This is a genomic window from Rhodococcoides kyotonense (assembly GCF_900188125.1).
Taxonomy (GTDB): Bacteria; Actinomycetota; Actinomycetes; order Mycobacteriales; family Mycobacteriaceae; genus Rhodococcoides; species Rhodococcoides kyotonense.
On the sequence record NZ_FZOW01000020.1, the window covers coordinates 16,948 to 35,984 of the forward strand.

The following is a 19,037-nucleotide window of genomic DNA, read 5'->3' on the forward strand; positions in this document are numbered from 1 at the left end:
GAAAGAGCCGACGCGCACTCCTGTGATGCCTCGTCGGCACGGAGTACAGCAGTCAACTAACCTGTGGTCGTGACAGAGCAGAAGCGCGCCGCCCGGGTCGTGGGACCCGACTACCTCCTCGCCGGCCGATACCGTCTCGCCTACAAACTCGGCGGCGGCGGAATGGGTGCGGTCTGGCTCGCACAGGACACGCTCATGGGCCGCAAGGTCGCCGTCAAACAGGTCACCTCGACCGTCGGATTGAGCGAGAAGGCCGCACGCGAGATCCGCAACCGCGCCATGCGCGAAGGTCGTATCGCAGCGCGACTGTCCAGTTCGCACGCCATCGCCATGCACGACGTCGCGATCGAGGACGGCGAACCGTGGCTCGTCATGGAGTACATGCCGTCGCGGAGTCTCGCGCAGGCGCTCAATGCCGTCGACACGCTGCCGCCGTACGAGGTCGCGCAGATCGGTGCACAAGTCGCCGACGCACTCACCGAGGCACACCAGGCAGGCATCGTGCATCGCGACATCAAGCCGGGCAACATCCTGATCGCCGACCGCGGACGGGAACTCGGCGTCGTGAAGATCAGCGACTTCGGCATTTCACGCGCGAAAGGCGATGTGGACGAATCGGATTCGTCGGTCATCACCGGCACGCCCGCGTACTTTGCCCCGGAAGTGGCTCGCGGTCAGGATCCGACCGAGGCCAGCGACGTCTTCTCCCTGGGCGCGACGCTGTACACGGCCATCGAGGGAAAGCCTCCGTTCGACATCGACCAGGACTCGATCGCGTTGCTCCATCGCGTCGCCAAGGGGCAGATCATCCCGCCCTCCCGATCGGGTGACCTCACGAATGCGTTGCTGCACATGCTCGAACCCGATCCAGCGCGTCGCCCGACGATGGCGGCGGCTCGCGACGAGATCATCAGGAGTGCGATCAGCAGCCGAGGCAGCATCGCTCAATTACGTGGTGTACCACTGACTTCCGCCGACGGTTCGGTGCCCTCGTGGGCGCACCGATCGACACCCGTCGCCGACACGAGGCGCACGTCTCGTGAATTCGGGAGCACGATCGCCGGCTTGCCCGCGGTGCGCTCTGACGGCCTGTACGACAACAATCCGCCGAAACCCTATGCGCCGCCGCCGTTCGACCCACCCAAGAAGAAGAACCCGCTCGATCTCGTCCTGGACTGGATCGACGACGTCGTCGGCGACAAGACGGACCTGTCCCCCGGCGTGATCCTGGCGGGCGCAGTGGCGGTCGTCCTCGTGATTCTCGTGCTCCTCGCCCTGCTCTTGTAGCCCGTACGTGCACGGAAATACATAGCCCTCTATGCATTTCCGTGCACGTGCGGCGAAGCCGCCTCAGTCGATCCGACGCTTGTGCGCCCACCTCGTGAGCGCATTCCTGTTGGACTGCTGCGTCTTTCGCAGCACGTTCGACGCATGCGTCTCGACGGTCTTGACCGAGATGAACAAGTCCTCTGCGATCTCCCGGTACGTGTAGCCGCGCGCGAGCAACCGCAGTACCTCGAGCTCACGAGGAGTCAACGAATCGAGCTCGGGGTCCAACGGGGGTTCCGGTGCCGCGGACTTGCCCGTGAACGAATCCAGCACGAAACCCGCGAGGCGAGGCGAGAACACCGCATCTCCGCCGGCGACGCGTCGTACACCGTCGGCGAGCTCCGATCCGGAGATCGTCTTCGTGACGTAGCCCCGCGCGCCTGCGCGGATGACGGCGATGACGTCCTCCGCCGCATCGGACACCGACAGCGCCAGACACACCGGCCCCTCCGAGATCCGGCCCAGCACCGCGACGCCGCCACCGTCGGGCATGTGCACGTCGAGCAGAACGACGTCGGGCTTGGTCGACTCGATTCCGGCTACCGCGTCGGCGACGCCCCCTGCCTCTCCGACGACCTCGATGTCGGCCTCCCGGCCCAACTCCGCGCGAACGCCCGAACGAAAAACTGCGTGGTCATCGACGAGAAACACGCGAAAAGGGTCGGTCACCTCGGCTGCTCCTGCGGTATCGGTTCGGTGGTCTCGGTTCGAGTCTGTTTGACAGTATCCCTACCGTTGCCATTGCGCGGCATCATGATTCGAACCTCGGTCCCCTTGCCGACGCCGGAGCGCACCGACACTTCACCGCCTCGGCGTTCGATTCTGCCGCGAATCGACTTGGCGAGACCGCGACGGTCCTCCGGCACGAGATTCTCGTCGAATCCGCTGCCGCGGTCGCGCACGAACACGGTGACCTTGTCGTCCTCGGTCTCGGCGAACAGGTCGACGTTGGTCTCGCCGGAATGCTTGGCCGCATTGACGAGCGCTTCACGGGTAGCGCCCAGCACTGCGGTGAACGTCTCGCGGGTCAGTCCCGAACTCGAATCGTCCAGCGTCAACTGCACATCACCGACCGTGATCGGCCGCACGGTGATGCCGTGCTGATCCTCGACTTCTCCGGCGATCGTCTTGAGCGCTTCGGCGAGGGAGGAATGATCGGGATCGCCTTCCTCGAACAGCCATTTGCGTAGCTCGCGCTCCTGACTGCGTGCGAGGCGCATCACCTCACCGGGCTGATCGGACTGCTTCTGAATCAACGCCAAAGTCTGCAATACCGAGTCGTGCAGGTGCGAGGCGATCTCCTCGCGCTCGTCGTTGCGGATACGTGCCGAGCGCTCTGCGTTCAGCGCACGCCACATACGCAGCCACACCGGCACCGTCAGCAGACCCGCACCGACCAACGTGACGATGACCGCGAGCAACGACGACCGCAGCGACGCAAGATCCACCCGGGCCAGCACGACGACACCGAGACCGAGCACGATCAGCGTGGCACCGCCGACGACGCGTGCCCATCCGAGAACTGTCGGTTTCTTCGCGAGACCGAGCGCCGAACGTGGACCTTCCGAGTCGAACTCGCGCCAGACCAGCGCCGCCCCGACGACCACGACCACGATCGGTACGAGCGCCGACGCGGCGGTGCCGTTGAGCAGCCAGGCCAGCGCTGCCGCGAGCCCGAGCCCGACGGCAGCGAGGCCGAGCGCGCGCTGACGCTCCACGCTGCTCGGCCGATCGACGTCGTCTCCTGCCGGACTGAAGATCCATAGCAGGCCGTACGCGAAGATTCCCGCCCCGGCCATGATGGCCAGAAGCGCGAACGCGACGCGCACCTTGAACACGTCGACGCCGAGGTGGTCCGACAGGCCACCGGCGACACCACCCACGATGCGTCCACCACCGCGCCGATGGAACTTGGCGGGTTCGTAGCCTCCGGGGGAGGCCGATTGGTCGACAGGGTGCACTCCTCGATCCTGGCACGAATCCCTCGACCACCGCATCAGGGTCTCCCCTGATCTTCTACCGGATCAGGCTCGCCATTCCGCGGTACGCTCGGCGGTCGCTTCCGCGAGTGCCTTCTTCACGCCGTCGGCGTCGTAGTCCTTGCCGTAGACGGGAGTCCCCGGGTGCTGACGCCACGATTGTTCGAGCGTTCCGCCGTCGACCGGGTCGAATCCGAGCTGATCGACGACGTCGAACACGAGCTTCTTGCCCGCGCCGTCCGCGCCTGCGATCGGCAGTGCGATGCGTCCGTCGGTACCGGCCGGAACGCCCTTCTCCAGGAGATGCTTCCAGTAGATACCGTTGAACACCTTCACCACGTCCGCACCTCGATCACCGAGATGCTGTGCAACCCAGACACTTTCGGGAGTGCCGTTCTCGATGTCGGCGATCAGGCCGTCACGTTGTTGCGGGTAGTAGTTGTTCGTCTCGATGATCGGCGCCCCCGGTTTGGCCGATTCCACGATGTTCGACGGCAGATCCGGGGTGTTCTTCTGCGGGATACTCACGATCACGAGATCCGCGTCCTGAGCCGCTTCGGTGCTCCAGACCGCCGTCGCGCCCGTTTCGGCCGCCAGTTCGGAGAGAGTCTCGGGTGCACGAGAATTGGACACACGTACCTCGTGCCCCAGTTCGGCGAGCTTGCGCGTCAACGTGCCGCCGATGAATCCTGCTCCGATGATGCCGATCTTCATGTCGAGGCTCCTCAAAAGTCGAGTGAACAGTTCTCTGGTTCCAAGCCGATGGGTCGACGGTTCATTCCACCCCGCGGCAGAAGATCAGGGCGATCCCTGATGTGTTCGCCGCCGCCGAGAGCGACGATGGTTCCATGAGCCAAGCAACTGTCTCCGAACAGCTACAGCAGATGTGGCGGACCCGTCCGTATCGGTTGCCTCAGCGTGGTCACATCGCGGGTGTCGCCGCGGGCATCGGTTACCGCTACAACGTCGATCCGGTCCTGATCCGGGTCGCTTTCGTCGTCGGAACGATCTTCGGTGGCGCCGGGATCGTCCTCTATCTCGCGGCCTGGCTGCTCTTCAGCAAGGCAGGCGACACCGCGTCACCGGCGGAGTCCTTGGTCGGCAAGGGCAACAGTTCGGAGTCGAACACCAAGATCGTCGTACTGGTGGTTGCTCTGATCATCGCCGTCACGACGCTCGGCCCCGTCGGGGTCGGACTCGGCGGATCCGGTGTCATCAGTATGCTCGCGCTTCTCGGCGGCCTGTGGTTGCTGCACCAACGCACGCCGGAACCACCGGCCTTCCTGCCGGGTGGAACTCAGACGTACACGCAACAGGGATTCCCCATCTCGTTCAACACGCCGTACACCCCGAACCCGTGGGCAGGCGCCAATTACCGCCCGCCGCAGTACGAGTCACGCACGGCGGCATACAACCAGTACACGCCGTACACGCGCCTGCCGGAGAGCTATGTCCCCAAACCGGCTCCCCCGCAGACCGAATCCACGAATCCCGTGGATCTCACCAAGCACGAATCCGCGACCGAGCAACCGGCAGTGCCGAACGCTCCGACCCCGCCGTCATGGGACCCCCTCGGCGTCGCACCGTTCGCGTGGGATCTGCCCGAACCCACAGTCGACGCCACACCGGTCGTCGCCGAGAAGAAGCGACGCTCACGATGGACGTCGAGCTTCATCGGCCTGGCGCTCGTGGCCGCCGCGATCACCGGAGCCGTTGCGGCCGCGACGGATTCGGAATGGTTGTCGCCCGCTCGCATTGCAGCCGTCGCACTCGTCGTCGTCGGCACGGGCCTCGTCGTGGGTGCGTTCCTACGCAAGGGCTACGGACTTCTGATCGTCACGGGACCGCTGCTGGCGTTCGTCGTCTTCGCATCGATCGTCGGGCCCGTTCAGTTCGACGGCCAGTACTCCGGCCAACAGAACTACGCGCCGACGACCGTCGCCGGACTCCAGCCCACCTACACCGTGCAGGGCGGAGATCTCCAGCTCGACCTTCGTGGGCTTACGTTGACCGAGGACAAGACCATCGAGGTCGACGTCACAGCAGGCAACGCGACCATCATGCTCCCACCGAGCATGAATTATTCGACCGAGTGCGTCGCGATCGCAGCCAGTACGAACTGCGATGAACCCGGTGTGCAGCAAGGCAATTCACCGGAGAACACCGCCGTTCTGACCATCGACGCAACCGCGCGCGCAGGCAACCTGGAGGTTATTCGTGACTGACACATGGCAGTACGGCGACAGCGACGCCGACACGCCCGAGGAGAACAGCGCGCGGACGCGTCCGTCCGCGCTGCTGTTCCTCGTCGGACTCGCAGCTCTCGTCGTCGGCGTCAGTGCCCTGATCGGGCCGTCGGCCATCCAGACCCTCGGAGACGTTCAGTTCCGATGGGTATTCATCGTCGCCGCGATCGTCGTCGGACTCGCACTACTGCTGGCCCCGTCCCGGGGCGGGCGAGGATGCCGGGGCAGATAGCAGCACCGATCACTCCCACTCGATGGTGCCCGGCGGCTTGCTCGTCACGTCGAGTACGACTCGGTTGACCTCCGACACCTCGTTGGTCACCCGAGTCGAGATTGTTTCCAGGACGTCGTACGGCAGTCGCGTCCAGTCGGCCGTCATCGCGTCTTCACTGGAGACCGGACGCAGCACGATGGGGTGACCATAGGTGCGACCGTCGCCCTGCACGCCCACGCTGCGCACGTCGGCGAGAAGGACGACCGGGCACTGCCAGATCTGCTGATCCAAGCCCGCGGCGGTCAGTTCTTCGCGAACGATCGAGTCGGCCTGACGCAACGTCGCGAGCCGGTCGCGCGTGATCTCACCGACGATGCGGATGGCCAGTCCCGGGCCGGGGAACGGCTGACGGTTGACGATCTCCTCGGGCAACCCGAGCTCACGACCGACGGCACGGACCTCGTCCTTGAACAGGGTGCGCAACGGCTCGACGAGCTTGAACTGCAGGTCGTCGGGCAGTCCGCCGACGTTGTGATGGCTCTTGATATTGGCCGTGCCCGATCCGCCACCGGACTCGACGACGTCGGGGTACAGCGTGCCCTGGACCAGGAATTCGACCTCGGCGCCGTGGGCCGCATTCTCCCCCAGTACCTCCGTGACGGCACCTTCGAAGCTGCGAATGAACTCGCGGCCGATGATCTTGCGCTTCTCTTCGGGATCGGACACGCCTTCGAGGGCCGACAAGAACGTGTCGACGGCATCGACGGTCACAAGCTTGGCACCGGTCGCGGCGACGAAGTCCTGTTGGACCTGCTCACGCTCACCCTCGCGCAGCAAACCATGGTCGACGAACACACACGTCAGACGATCGCCGATCGCGCGCTGGACGAGAGCGGCCGCCACACCGGAGTCGACACCACCCGACAGTCCACAGATGGCCTGGCCCGTCGGACCGACCTGCTGCTGAATCTGCTCGACGAGAGCGTCGGCGATGTTCGCCGCAGTCCAGTCGCCCTTCAGTCCGGCCGTCTCGTGCAGGAAACGGCTGAGCACCTGCTGCCCGTGCGGGGAGTGCAGCACCTCGGGGTGGTACTGGACACCGGCAAGGCGACGCTCGGAGTTCTCGAACGCGGCAACCGGAGCGCCGGCGCTGGTCGCCGTGACGGTGAAGCCCTCGGGTGCGTCGGTGACCGCGTCACCGTGGCTCATCCACACCGGCTGGGACGCAGGAAGACCGTCGTGCAGCACGCCGCCGTCGACGGACAGCTGAGTGCGGCCGTACTCCCGAGTTCCGGTGTGCGCCACCGTCCCCCCGAGAGCCTGCGCCATCGCCTGGAAGCCGTAGCAGATGCCGAAGACCGGCACGTCGAGGTCGAACACGCGCGGATCGAGTGCGGGCGCACCCTCGGCGTAGACGCTGGACGGACCGCCGGACAGCACCAGAGCAGCCGGGTTCTTCTCGGCGATCTCCTCGACCGTGGCGGTGTGCGAGATGACTTCGGAGTACACGTTGGCCTCACGCACTCGGCGTGCGATCAGCTGTGCGTACTGCGCACCGAAATCGACGACGAGTACTGGCCTGGGCAGCGCGGGGTCGGGCTGTTGCGTAGCGGTCACCGGGTCAGTCTAGTTGCGCGTAACCGACGTGGATTACGCAGCACCCGTGGTCGCGGGCTTCGGTGAGCGAATCTCGACAATGGGCAGACGCAATGCCGCCGGTGCCTCCGCCGGGACAACGGGACTGTTCGGTGCAATCGGCTCGACTCGCTCGTACGGCAGGCCCTGCCGTGGGCGAAGGTCCTGCTCTCCCTTGTTGGGCCACAACGCAGCCGACCGCTCCGCCTGGGCGCTGATCGTCAGCGACGGATTCACACCCAGATTGGCCGACACGGCCGAACCGTCGACGACGAACATCGTCGGGTACCCGTGGACGCGGTGATACGGGTCGATGACGCCGTGCTCCGCGTCCGACGCGATGGCACAGCCGCCGAGGAAGTGGGCGGTGAGCGGAATGTTGAACAACTCTCCCCACGTGCCACCCGCGATGCCACCGATCTTCTTCGCGATACGCCTCGTGGCGTCGTTACCCTCGGGAATCCACGTGGGGTTCGGTTCACCATGGCCCTGTTTGCTGGAGACCTTGCGCCCGAAGACCCCCCGCTTGGTGAACGTGGTGATCGAGTTGTCGAGGTTCTGCATGACGAGCGCGATGATGGTGCGCTCGCTCCAGTTCTTGACGCTGACGACGCGGAGGAACTGGCCGGGGTGCGCGATCACGAGGAACAGGAATTTGAGCCACCGCGGGATGCGACCTCCGCCGTCGGTCATCAGGGTCTGCAGCATTCCCATCGCATTGGAGCCCTTGCCGTAGCGGACGGGTTCGATGTGGGTGCTCGGCGAAGGGTGGAACGACGACGTGATCGCCACTCCCCGCGTCAGATCCATCGCTGGGTCGACCTTCATCTTCGCGGCGCCGACGATCGATTCGGAGTTGGTACGCGTGAGTTCACCGAGCGTGTCGGACAGCCTCGGCAGTGCGCCGTCGTCCTTCATCGTGTGCAGTAGATTCTGCGTACCCCACGTGCCTGCTGCCAGAACCACATTCGCGGCGGTGTACGTCTTCGGGCGCTTGCGCACCCAGGCACCCGTCCGCTCGGTGGCGACATCCCAGGTGCCGTCGGGCAAGGCTCGAAGGCCACTGACCGTCGTCATCGGGATGATCTCCGCGCCCGCGCGTTCGGCCAACGCGAGGTAGTTCTTCAGCAGCGTGTTCTTGGCTCCGTGACGGCATCCCGTCATACATTCGCCGCACTCGATGCATCCGGTCCGCTCGGGGCCAACGCCGCCGAAATACGGGTCACCGACCTTCTTGCCGGGCTCGTCACCGAAGAACACACCGACAGGCGTCTGGATGAACGTGTCGCCGACGCCCATGTCTTCCGCGACGGACTTCATGACCTCGTCGGACGGAGTCATGTGCGGGTTGCGGACGACGCCGAGCATCCGCGTCGCCTGGTCGTAGAACGGCGCCAGCTCACTGCTCCAGTCGGTGATGTGCGCCCACTGCTTGTCCTTGAAGAACGACTCCGGGGGCTGGTAGAGCGTGTTGGCGTAGTTCAGCGAACCGCCGCCCACTCCGGCGCCCGCCAGGATCAGGCAGTCACGCAGCAGGTGGACGCGTTGAATACCGAAGCAGCCGAGCTTGGGCGCCCACAGGAATCGCTTCAGGTCCCAGCTAGTCTTGGCGAAGTCCTTGTCCTCGTACCGGCGACCGGCTTCGAGAATGCCGACCTTGTAGCCCTTCTCGACGAGACGTAGTGCCGTGACACTGCCACCGAACCCCGATCCGACGATCAACACGTCGTAGTCAGTGGTGCGAACCTGTGATCCCATACTCGACCTCCGCCTCGTCCGCGACCGGTCAACGAGGTGACCGGAGTCACAGCCTAGGTGACATTATCTCCGAAGTGCCAACGATCGTGTGACAGTCGGCACAAGCCACTGTAGCTGTAACTTCAGGTATCACCAAGTGATGCGCTTCGCGCCTGTGCGTGCGTAGTGACACTGGGGACCAACTCTCCGCGCACGGGCGCCGAAGGCGCACTACGCGCGGACGTTCAGGCCCACCTTCTGGAACTCCTTGAGGTCCGAGTAGCCGGACTTGGCCATCGACCGACGCAGCCCACCGACGAGGTTGATCGACCCGTACGGGTCATTCGACGGACCGTGCAGAACCTGATCGAGGCTCGGACGCTCGCCTGCGGCCACCGGCAGCAGTGCGCCGCGCGGCATCGAGGGATGCGCTGCCGCCGACGGCCAGTACCAACCGCCACCGGGCGCCTCCGCTGCCGCCGCGAGCGGAGCGCCGAGCACCGCAGCATCGGCACCGCACGCGATCGCCTTGGCGAGATCTCCTGAGGAGACGATGTCACCGTCGGCGATGACGTGAACGTAGCGACCACCGGTCTCGTCCATGTAGTCGCGACGCGCGGCGGCCGCGTCGGCGATGGCCGTTGCCATCGGAACACCGATACCCAGCACCTCGCCGGTCGTGGTACCGCCCTCGACGGATCCGTATCCGACGATGACGCCTGCAGCACCGGTACGCATCAGGTGCAGCGCGGTGCGGTGGTCGCTGACGCCGCCTGCAATGACCGGCACGTCGAGGTCGGCGATGAACGTCTTCAGGTTCAGCGGCGTCTCGTCGCCGTGCGCAACGTGCTCGGCCGAGATGATGGTGCCCTGGATGACCAGCAGGTCGATGCCTGCAGCGACGAGGGCAGGCGTCAGGCTCGCCGCGCTCTGCGGACTGACCCGCACTGCGACGGTGACGCCTGCATCACGCACCTGCGCGACGGCAGCAGCGAGCAGATCCGATTGCAGCGGTGCCGCGTGCAGCTTCTGCAGGAACTTCACCGGGGCATCGGCGTCGAACTCGTTCTCGGCAATGGCGACCAGCTCGTCGAGCTTGGCCTGCACGTCGGCGTGACGACCCCACAGGCCCTCGCCGTTGATGACGCCGAGCCCGCCCTGCTTACCGAGTTCGATGGCGAACTCCGGCGACACCAGTGCGTCGGTGGGATGGGCGAGTACCGGAATGTCGAACCGGTACGCGTCGAGCTGCCACGCCGTCGAGACCTCCTTCGACGACCGAGTACGGCGCGAAGGCACGATGTCGATGTCGTCGAGCTGGTAGGTACGTCGGGCTTCTCTGCCCATGCCGATTTCAACGAGGTCGCGCACGCGCGCCCCTTTCCCTTAGAAGTTCGTCTGGAATTCTGGCCGAAGTCGGATCAGCGCGTGGTGTAGTTGGGCGCTTCCGCGGTCATGGTGATGTCGTGCGGGTGGCTTTCCTTCAGACCCGCAGCGGTGATCTGCACGAACTGTGCCTCTTGCAGATGCTCGATCGACGTCGACCCGGTGTACCCCATCGCGGCACGCAATCCACCGGTCAGCTGGTGGATGACCTGCGACAGCGGGCCACGGTACGGAACCCGGCCTTCGATGCCCTCGGGCACCAACTTGTCCTCGGCGAGGACGTCGTCCTGGAAGTAGCGGTCTTTGGAGTAGGACTTGGCCGCGCCGCGTCCCTGCATGGCCCCCAGCGAACCCATTCCGCGGTAGCTCTTGAACTGCTTGCCACCGACCAGGATCAGCTCACCCGGGGACTCCGCGGTGCCGGCGAGCAGCGAGCCGAGCATCGCCGTCGACGCGCCTGCGGCAAGCGCCTTGGCGATGTCACCGGAGAACTGCAGACCGCCGTCGGCGATGACGGGGACACCGTGCGGCTTGCACGCGGCGACCGCTTCGAGGATCGCAGTGATCTGCGGTGCGCCGACTCCGGCCACGACACGGGTGGTGCAGATGGAACCGGGTCCGACACCGACCTTCACCGCGTCGGCCCCGGCCTCGACGAGCGCCAGCGCGCCCGCACGCGTCGCCACGTTGCCGCCGACGACCTGAACGCGCTCGCCCACTTCCGATTTGAGCTTGCTGACCATCTCGAGCACGCCCGAGTTGTGCCCGTGGGCCGTGTCGACGATCAGAACGTCGACACCGGCGTCGGTCAGTGCCATGGAACGAGCCCAGGCATCCTGACCGACGCCCACAGCCGCACCGACGAGCAGACGGCCGTCGCGATCCTTGGTGGCGTCGGGGTGCTGCTCGGTCTTGACGAAATCCTTGACCGTGATGAGGCCGGTGAGCGCTCCCTGGCCGTCGACGATCGGAAGCTTCTCGATCTTGTGACGACGCAGCAGCCCGAGCGCGGCTTCGGCGGTGACGCCTTCCTGAGCGGTGATGAGAGGTGCCTTCGTCATCACTTCCGAGACGCGGCGGTTCTGGTCCACCTCGAAGCGCATGTCGCGGTTGGTGATGATGCCGACGAGCGCGCCGGTCTCGTCGGTGACCGGAAGACCCGAGATGCGGAAGCGAGCACACATCGCGTCGACTTCGGCGAGCGTGTCGGTCGGCTTGCACGTCACGGGGTCGGTGACCATGCCTGCTTCGGAGCGCTTGACGGTCTCCACCTGCGACGCCTGATCCTGCAGGGACAGGTTGCGGTGCAGGACACCCATGCCGCCCGCACGTGCCATGGCGATGGCCATACGTGCTTCGGTGACGGTGTCCATCGCGGAACTGACCAGCGGGACCCGGAGGCGGATCTCGCGGGTGAGCTGACTCGACGTGTCGACCGCGCTGGGAATCAGATCCGACGCCGCGGGAAGCAGCAGAACGTCGTCGAACGTGAGACCGAGCATGGCGACCTTGTTGGGGTCGTCGCCACCGGTACGGACATGGGCTCCGGAACTACTCATCTAAGTCTGGCCCTCCCTAGAGCCTGGGTGCCTCTCCTCGCGCGTGGACGGATGCGCCGAGAGAGGCGGTGTTCGAGAACGGATGGAGACAGTGCGGGATCGAAACATGACGCGTACGTGCGCTCGGCCGCAGCGCCTCGTTCCATGGTATCGGCTCCGTCGTGCCAGCGTGAACGCGCATCGGGCACGCTGCCGAATGCACCAGGAACGGTCCGTGGGCAGTCGTATATTCCCGGGCACAGAGTCGAACGGCTGGCGCATACCCACCAGTCCTGCGTACCGTGGAGGCGTGCGCGATCAATTGCCTCCAGGTCTACCGCCGGACCCCTTCGCCGGAGACCCAGCCGACCCCTCGGCCGCTCTCGACGCGATCGAGCCGGGCCAGCCGCTGGATCCTCAGGAGCGGCTCGCCGTCGAGGAGGATCTTGCCGACCTCGCGGTGTACGAAGCTCTGCTGGGTCACCGCGGCATTCGCGGCCTCGTCGTATGCTGCGAGGACTGCCAGCAGGATCACTACCACGACTGGGACATGCTGCGGGCCAACCTGTTGCAGCTTCTCGTCGACGGCACGGTTCGCCCCCACGAGCCTGCCTACGACCCCATTCCCGACGCCTACGTCACGTGGGACTACTGCCGCGGATACGCCGACGCGTCGATGAACGACGCGCTTCAGGGCGACGGTTTCGACAACTAGACACCCCGAACATACGACAGGGCCCGACTACGGATTCGTAGTCGGGCCCTGTCGTATGTTCGGATGTCGATCCAGCGGACTTAGCCGCCGTTCTGCGAAGTGTCGATCCTCGACGGCGACTCACCGGTTCCGGTGCCTGTGCCCGTCGACCCACTCGCCGACGCCGTCGTCGGGCTCGGCTCGTTGAGAATGGTCGGCGGAACCGGCGCGGTGGTCTGGGTGACCGGCGGTGACGACGGTTCCTGGCTGATCGGTCCGCTCGTGTCCGTCGGCGGCAGAGGAACGCCGGTGGACGTCTGCGGCAGAGGCACGTCGGGTACCGAGGTGACCGGGATGCCCGGCTGGACCGGAGGCACGAAGACATCGGTCGGTGGCAATTGCGGATCGAACGAGGGCAACGGCGGGATCGACGGGAACGTCGGGATCAATGCCTGCAGCTGCTCGGTGAGACGCTGCAACCAGATCTCGAGGTCCGACTTCTGAGCCGGGTCGATGACGCCGCCGCTCGTCTCGGTTGCACCGTCGAGAAGTGCGCGCGCACCCTCGACGTCACCGGCAGCGATGAGTTCCTCTGCCTGCGACAGCTTCGACGTCGTATCGATCTGCGCCACAGTGGAATCCGCCTGCTGCGAGAAGACCACGGACTTGACGCTCCACAGCGGATCGCCCGGCGCGGAGTTGTACGAGAAGACGACCAATCCACCGAGAACGACCGCGATCGCGGCGGCTGCGCCTGCGACAGGTCGGAGCAGACTGGGTCGGCTACGTTCCTTGGACCTGCGGTTCAGGCCTGCTGCACGAATCTCTTCGTCGACCGCGGCGACCACGTCGTCGAGCTCGGGACCGGACGGAAGAGCAGGCGTGGTGATCTCGGCGCGCCAACCCGCGAGCAACAGCGCGAGTTGGTACTCGTCGGCGTTGTCGGTGGCTACCGGGCCGTCACCACGGATGGCCTCGATGAACTCGTCGTCGCGGCGCACGGAGGCGATGTCGACAGGACCGGTCTCGGGCGCCGGATCGGAGTATGCACCTTCGGCAGGCTTGGCAGCCGACCGGTCGGGTCGACCGATACGGGGAATGCCATCACGGCCGTTGTTCCTAGCCATACATTTCACCCGCCTTCACGACTTCGTTCTTCAACTTCGCGATGGCTCGGTGTTGAGCCACGCGGATGGCACCTGCAGTACTACCGACCGCCGCTGCTGTTTCCTCCGCCGACAATCCGACGATGAGGCGGAGCACGAGAATTTCTCGATGCTTCGCCGGGAGGGTGTCCAGCAGTGCGGTCATCTGTCTACTCGACTCGGACTCCAGAGCGCGCTGCTCGGGTCCGTGTTCCGTGGACACGACATCTGGTACTTCGGCAGCCGGGTCCGATTTGTTACGTGACGCGCTTCGATGCGCATCCGCGACCTTGTGTGCTGCAATTCCGTATACGAAGGCCATGAACGGTCGGCCTTGATCCTGATAGCGCGGCAGGGCGGTCATGACTGCCAAGCAGACCTCCTGCGCGACGTCGTCCGCCGAGAGCTGACCACGCTCGGCGGACCCCACGCGTGCACGGCAGTACCGCACGACGAGTGGACGGATGATTTCCAGTACCCGGGAGAGTGCGGCACGTTCGCCCTGCGCTGCTGCAGCGACGAAGGAGTCCAACTCCTCACCCGTGTTGTTCATCGCTCAAGGAATCCCCGCGTTACAGTGACGCCGCCGGACATCGACAGGCGCTTCCACCTGCAGGTGGAACCTAGTAAGGATAGCGACCTCACCGGTCCCCGATCGAACCACTCGGTCCGCCATCTCGAGAACCAGCGAGGATGCCCCCTCGACGGCCGAGTACGGCCTCGCATTCGGCGACGATCGCTCGCGCCGGTGTTACCGCGCCGAGACCGTCCAGAAGCATCGCCGACGCCCAGCGCAACGGAACGAGTCCATGCTCGGAACAGGCCCCGAGCACCGCTTCGGCGCCTGCGGTCGCCGATGCGAGGTCCCCTACCGAGCTGTAGGCGGCGGCCACTATGAGGTCCGTCTTCACCCTGTGACGTAACGAATCGATATCGCCGGCAACCTCGCGCGCGTCGAGTGCACGACGCACCGCAGTGGCACCGTCGCCCGACATCATCGCGAGCTCGGCGGACACCCACTGCAGCCTCAATCGTGGACGCCAGAGCTCGGAGTCGCCGTCGCACTCGGCGAGGACACGCGCGCACCGCGTCAACAAGGTGGCCGCGCGCCCGAAGCCGCCGGACCCGAGCGCGTCCGCGGCAAGTCCGGTCAACGCGTCGCATCGAGCCTCCACGACGAGATGCGACGACGCATCGCGCGTGAGCCCGATCGTCGCAACGGCCGCGCCGTCGTACCGGGCCGCCTCGCCATGTCGACCGATCTGACGCAGCCACGACGCCCGGGTGGACAAGGCGAGCGACGCGAGTGCGTCGTCGAGCGCCGTGAGATGTTCGAGAGCGTCGAGTTCGGCGATGCCGAGGCTGTACCGTCCCTGTCCGCCGAGAACGACGGCCCGATCCCATCGCTGCGCGGCCGTGCGTGCAGAGGGCAACGGCCAGATGCCTGGGGCTCCACCCCATGCGGCCTCGTGTAGCGCGGACGGACCGCCACCGGTCCTTCGATCCGCTTCACGAACGAGCACGACGCCACAGTACTGGTCGGCTGATCGTTGTCGCCGTCGCCGACCGAATTCGCGCCCGGGTTCGGTCGAACACCCGCTTGTCGACGTCGATTCGGCTATTTCACGTTTTGTTTCACGGAATTAACAAAATCTCTCGGTAACGAGTGAGTGAGGTTTTTCTGACGTTCATGTAGCCGACAGGTTAATCGCAGTCGTCGCGGCGCACGCGCTCCGCCGAACTGCGAACGGGCACGTGCGGTGATGCAGAGAATGCCGAGTGTCTTTCGAGATCGACCACTCGATGGCCGTCGATACGACCACGACGTGTCACCGATGTCGACTTCACGTCGGTGAGCAGCAGAAACATTCGAACAGCCGACACTCGTCGACCGACGGTCGGTCGAGCACAGGAGATATCGACCGATTCCACGCGCACTCATGCTCTCGCGAGTCCGGCGGTTTTTCAACACGAAACGCACGCACGGAAATGTTCCGAAGTAAATGTCGGGCGAGTTAAATTCTCGCGTTCGCCTATGCAAATGACCACGATGATCAAGCATTGACGCGATTTCATTGCCCAACATAACGTGGATCTCGTTCGAAGGAGCAGTGAGAACTCCTACGAATGTGCACCGTCGGTGCACATGTCAGCAGAAATGGCCTGCGACTCATGAGGCGCCAGTGGTACCGAACATGCACCACTGCCCCGCACGAGGCGAGCACACACCCTAGGAGTTCCCATGCCACAGCCGAATCACCTCCCTGGGCCCAATGCCGACATCTGGGATTGGCAGATGCACGGCTTGTGCCGTGGAGTCGACTCGTCGATGTTCTTCCATCCGGACGGAGAACGCGGACGCGCCCGCGCTCAGCGCGAGATGCGCGCCAAGGAAATGTGCCGCAGCTGCCCCGTGCTCGCTCAGTGCCGAGCGCACGCCCTCAGCGTCGCCGAACCCTATGGAATCTGGGGCGGGATGTCCGAGACCGAGCGTGAGATGCACGCACGCCATGCCCGCCGTCGCATAGCGGTGTAGATCCACGGACGAACAATCGCAGCGGCCCCCTTCCTCACCCGGAAGGGGGCCGTTGTCGTGTGCGCCACAACTCGATGCTGGGTCGACCTCTATGGAGTCGCTCACACTCCGAGCTTGTTTTGACTCGTTCCAGAAACAGTTCCAGCGGTTATAGCCGAGTGCTATCGATCTCGGAGAGGTTATCGATTGGTGCGATCAATCCGTGATCGTTAGGGTCGAAAACCGACACACCAACAACCGAGAACGAATGAGGCTGTACATGTCGCTCATCAACAAGAAGATCAAGCCCTTCACCGCGGAGGCCTTCAAAGACGGTGCCTTCGTTACCGTTTCGGACGAGGACATCAAGGGGAAGTGGGCAGTCTTCTACTTCTACCCGGCCGACTTCACGTTCGTCTGCCCCACCGAGCTCGGCGACCTGGCCGACCACTACGAAGAGCTGCAGCGACTGGGCGTCGAGGTGTTCTCCGTCTCGACCGACACCCACTTCACGCACAAGGCGTGGCACGCATCGTCCGAGACCATCGGCAAGATCCAGTACACGATGATCGGCGACCCGACCCTCAAGATCAGTACGGATTTCGAGGTTCTGCGCGAAGAGCAGGGACTGGCCGATCGCGGCACGTTCCTCGTCGACCCGGACGGCGTCGTCCAGTTCACCGAGGTCACGGCAGAAGGCATCGGCCGCAACGCATCCGAGCTGCTCCGCAAGGTCAAGGCCGCCCAGTACGTTCGGACCCACCCGGGCGAGGTCTGCCCCGCGAAGTGGGAAGAGGGCGAAGACACCCTCGCGCCGTCGCTGGAGCTCGTCGGCAAGATCTGATTTTCTCGGGGATCGACGCGACGGCACGGGACATTTCGTCCCGTGCCGTCCGCGTCTCCCCTGTCGATCCCTCGGCTCGAGCTGAGAAGTTCGCCGACTCCATGACCGCCCTTCAATTCCAGGAGTAACCCTCGTGCTCGAAGCCGCCCTCGCCAACCAGCTGAAGTCCTTGCTCGAGAACGTGACTCAGCCGATCGAGCTGATCTCGTCGCTCGACGACCGCCCGAAGTCCACCGAACTCGGCGAACTGCTCGACCAGATCGCAAGCCTGTCCGACTCTGTCACCCACTCGCGTACCGGCGACGACCCACGCCGTCCGTCCTTCGCAATCCGTCGCGTCGGCACCGACATCGAGGTCCAGTTCGCCGGCATCCCCCTCGGCCACGAGTTCACCTCACTGGTGCTCGCGCTGCTTCAGGTCGGCGGGCACCCGTCGAAGGAAGACGCCGCTCTGCTCGCCCAGGTGCGAGATCTGGAGGGCGACTTCTACTTCGAGACCTACTTCTCGCTGTCCTGCCAGAACTGCCCCGACGTGGTGCAGGCGCTGAACGTGATGTCCGTCCTCAACGCCAACGTCAAGCACATCGCGATCGACGGTGCACTGTTCCAGGACGAGGTCGACGACCGTGGCGTCATGGCCGTGCCGTCCGTGTTCCTCAACGGCGAGCCGTTCGGATCCGGCCGCATGACGCTCGAACAGATCGTCGGCAAGCTCGATACCGGCTCCGCTCAGCGCACCGCCGCCGCGATCGCCGAGAAGGATCCCTTCGACGTGCTCGTCGTAGGCGGCGGCCCTGCAGGCGCGACCGCGGCACTCTACGCAGCCCGCAAGGGAATTCGTACCGGAGTGGTCGCCGAACGCTTCGGCGGACAGGTACTCGACACGATGGGGATCGAGAACTTCGCGTCGGTCGCATACACCGAGGGCCCGAAGTTCGCCGCCGAGTTGGAGAACCACGTCCGTCAATACGACGTCGACATCATGAACGTCCAGAACGCCGTCAAACTCACCCCGGCGCCCACCGAACAGGGCCTCGTCGAGATCGAGCTCGAGAGCGGCGCACGTCTGCTGTCTCGCAGCGTCATCCTGTCCACCGGTGCACGCTGGCGGTCGATGAACGTTCCCGGTGAGACCGAGTACCGCAACAAGGGCGTCACCTACTGCCCGCACTGCGACGGTCCGCTCTTCAAGGGCAAGCGCGTCGCAGTCATCGGTGGCGGCAACTCCGGCGTCGAGGCCGCGATCGACCTCGCCGGCATCGTCTCGCACGTGACGCTCGTCGAGTTCGACTCCGCACTACGCGCCGACGACGTGCTGCAGCGCAAACTCCGCAGCCTGCCGAACGTCGACATCCTCCTGAGCACGCTGAGCACGGAGGTCCTCGGCGACGGCTCCAAGGTCACCGGGCTGTCCTACACCGACCGTACGACCGATGCGTCGCACAGCATCGAACTGGACGGCGTGTTCGTTCAGATCGGATTGCTGCCGAACACCGAATTCCTGTCCGGCACGGTCGATCTCACGGCGCGCGGCGAGATCGTCGTCGACGACCACGCTCGGACTTCGGTGCCAGGCGTCTTCGCGGCAGGCGACTGCACCACTGCGCCGTACAAGCAGATCATCGTCGCCGCCGGATCCGGAGCCACCGCGGCACTCGGCGCATTCGATCACCTGATCCGCACCAGCACGCCGGCCGAGGAAGCCGTCACGGTCGGCTAGGTCCGGACGAACGACAGAACGGCCCCCTTCCGAACCGGAAGGGGGCCGTTCTTCG

17 protein-coding genes are annotated in these 19,037 nt (G+C 65.1%); 7 read left to right on the plus strand and 10 right to left on the minus strand.

The window, feature by feature from the left end; all coding sequences use genetic code 11:
* Positions 1–69: 69 nt before the first annotated feature.
* Complete coding sequence (locus tag CHB96_RS24855; protein ID WP_245866160.1) at positions 70–1,287, plus strand: serine/threonine-protein kinase; 1,218 nt, start codon at positions 70–72, stop codon at positions 1,285–1,287.
* A 63-nt stretch (positions 1,288–1,350) separates the two neighbouring features.
* Here the strand turns inward: CHB96_RS24855 and CHB96_RS24860 are convergent, their stop codons facing one another.
* The 3 genes from CHB96_RS24860 to CHB96_RS24870 form a co-directional block, all read right to left on the minus strand.
* Entirely contained in the window at positions 1,351–1,998 is a 648-nt protein-coding gene (locus CHB96_RS24860; protein ID WP_089251366.1) for a response regulator, read from the minus strand.
* Positions 1,995–3,290 (minus strand): ATP-binding protein, encoded by a 1,296-nt coding sequence (locus tag CHB96_RS24865; RefSeq protein WP_089251368.1) that lies wholly within the window; start codon positions 3,288–3,290, stop codon positions 1,995–1,997. Before CHB96_RS24865 ends, CHB96_RS24860 begins: the two co-directional genes overlap by 4 nt.
* A gap of 63 nt (positions 3,291–3,353) precedes the next feature.
* A complete protein-coding gene (locus CHB96_RS24870) occupies positions 3,354–4,022 on the minus strand; it encodes an NADPH-dependent F420 reductase (RefSeq protein ID WP_089251370.1) in 669 nt (222 codons plus the stop codon).
* A 134-nt stretch (positions 4,023–4,156) separates the two neighbouring features.
* Between CHB96_RS24870 and CHB96_RS24875 the strand changes: the two genes are divergently transcribed.
* Together CHB96_RS24875 and CHB96_RS24880 are read left to right on the plus strand one after the other, a co-directional pair.
* Positions 4,157–5,533 carry a PspC domain-containing protein gene (locus CHB96_RS24875; RefSeq protein WP_089251482.1) on the plus strand — a complete coding sequence of 459 codons (1,377 nt, stop codon included), beginning with the start codon at positions 4,157–4,159 and terminating at the stop codon, positions 5,531–5,533.
* Entirely contained in the window at positions 5,526–5,786 is a 261-nt protein-coding gene (locus tag CHB96_RS24880) for a hypothetical protein (protein ID WP_089251372.1), read from the plus strand. The genes CHB96_RS24875 and CHB96_RS24880 overlap by 8 nt, the downstream gene beginning before the upstream one ends.
* A 9-nt stretch (positions 5,787–5,795) precedes the next feature.
* Here the strand turns inward: CHB96_RS24880 and guaA are convergent, their stop codons facing one another.
* The 4 genes from guaA to guaB all read right to left on the minus strand — a co-directional run bounded on the left by guaA (position 5,796) and on the right by guaB (position 12,085).
* Positions 5,796–7,385: a glutamine-hydrolyzing GMP synthase gene (gene guaA, locus CHB96_RS24885; RefSeq protein ID WP_089251374.1), complete on the minus strand. Its 1,590-nt coding sequence runs from the start codon at positions 7,383–7,385 to the stop codon at positions 5,796–5,798.
* 33 nt (positions 7,386–7,418) lie between these two features.
* Positions 7,419–9,161, minus strand: a complete 1,743-nt coding sequence (locus tag CHB96_RS24890) for a GMC oxidoreductase (RefSeq protein ID WP_089251376.1) — start codon at positions 9,159–9,161, stop codon at positions 7,419–7,421.
* Positions 9,162–9,371: 210 nt separating this feature from the next.
* Positions 9,372–10,511, minus strand: a complete 1,140-nt coding sequence (locus CHB96_RS24895) for a GuaB3 family IMP dehydrogenase-related protein (protein WP_089251377.1) — start codon at positions 10,509–10,511, stop codon at positions 9,372–9,374.
* Positions 10,512–10,561: 50 nt separating this feature from the next.
* Positions 10,562–12,085: an IMP dehydrogenase gene (gene guaB / locus CHB96_RS24900; RefSeq protein ID WP_089251379.1), complete on the minus strand. Its 1,524-nt coding sequence runs from the start codon at positions 12,083–12,085 to the stop codon at positions 10,562–10,564.
* Between the two features lie 289 nt (positions 12,086–12,374).
* On the opposite strand from guaB, the gene CHB96_RS24905 reads away from it, so the two are divergent.
* Entirely contained in the window at positions 12,375–12,779 is a 405-nt protein-coding gene (locus CHB96_RS24905) for a DUF5319 domain-containing protein (RefSeq protein ID WP_089251484.1), read from the plus strand.
* Positions 12,780–12,859: 80 nt separating this feature from the next.
* On the opposite strand, the gene CHB96_RS24910 is transcribed toward CHB96_RS24905, so the two are convergent.
* From CHB96_RS24910 to CHB96_RS24920, 3 genes are all read right to left on the minus strand, one after another.
* Complete coding sequence (locus tag CHB96_RS24910; RefSeq protein WP_089251381.1) at positions 12,860–13,885, minus strand: anti-sigma-D factor RsdA; 1,026 nt, start codon at positions 13,883–13,885, stop codon at positions 12,860–12,862.
* Positions 13,878–14,456: a sigma-70 family RNA polymerase sigma factor gene (locus tag CHB96_RS24915; protein WP_068432163.1), complete on the minus strand. Its 579-nt coding sequence runs from the start codon at positions 14,454–14,456 to the stop codon at positions 13,878–13,880. Before CHB96_RS24915 ends, CHB96_RS24910 begins: the two co-directional genes overlap by 8 nt.
* A gap of 88 nt (positions 14,457–14,544) precedes the next feature.
* On the minus strand, positions 14,545–15,426 hold the full coding sequence (locus CHB96_RS24920) for a hypothetical protein (protein ID WP_089251383.1): 882 nt from the start codon (positions 15,424–15,426) through the stop codon (positions 14,545–14,547).
* 719 nt (positions 15,427–16,145) lie between these two features.
* Between CHB96_RS24920 and CHB96_RS24930 the strand changes: the two genes are divergently transcribed.
* The 3 genes from CHB96_RS24930 (at position 16,146) to ahpF (ending at position 18,982) form a co-directional block, all read left to right on the plus strand.
* Positions 16,146–16,439: a WhiB family transcriptional regulator gene (locus CHB96_RS24930; protein WP_089251387.1), complete on the plus strand. Its 294-nt coding sequence runs from the start codon at positions 16,146–16,148 to the stop codon at positions 16,437–16,439.
* Between the two features lie 259 nt (positions 16,440–16,698).
* Entirely contained in the window at positions 16,699–17,262 is a 564-nt protein-coding gene (gene ahpC, locus CHB96_RS24935) for an alkyl hydroperoxide reductase subunit C (protein ID WP_089251485.1), read from the plus strand.
* Positions 17,263–17,395: 133 nt separating this feature from the next.
* Positions 17,396–18,982 carry an alkyl hydroperoxide reductase subunit F gene (gene ahpF / locus CHB96_RS24940; protein ID WP_089251389.1) on the plus strand — a complete coding sequence of 529 codons (1,587 nt, stop codon included), beginning with the start codon at positions 17,396–17,398 and terminating at the stop codon, positions 18,980–18,982.
* Positions 18,983–19,037 lie beyond the last annotated feature (55 nt).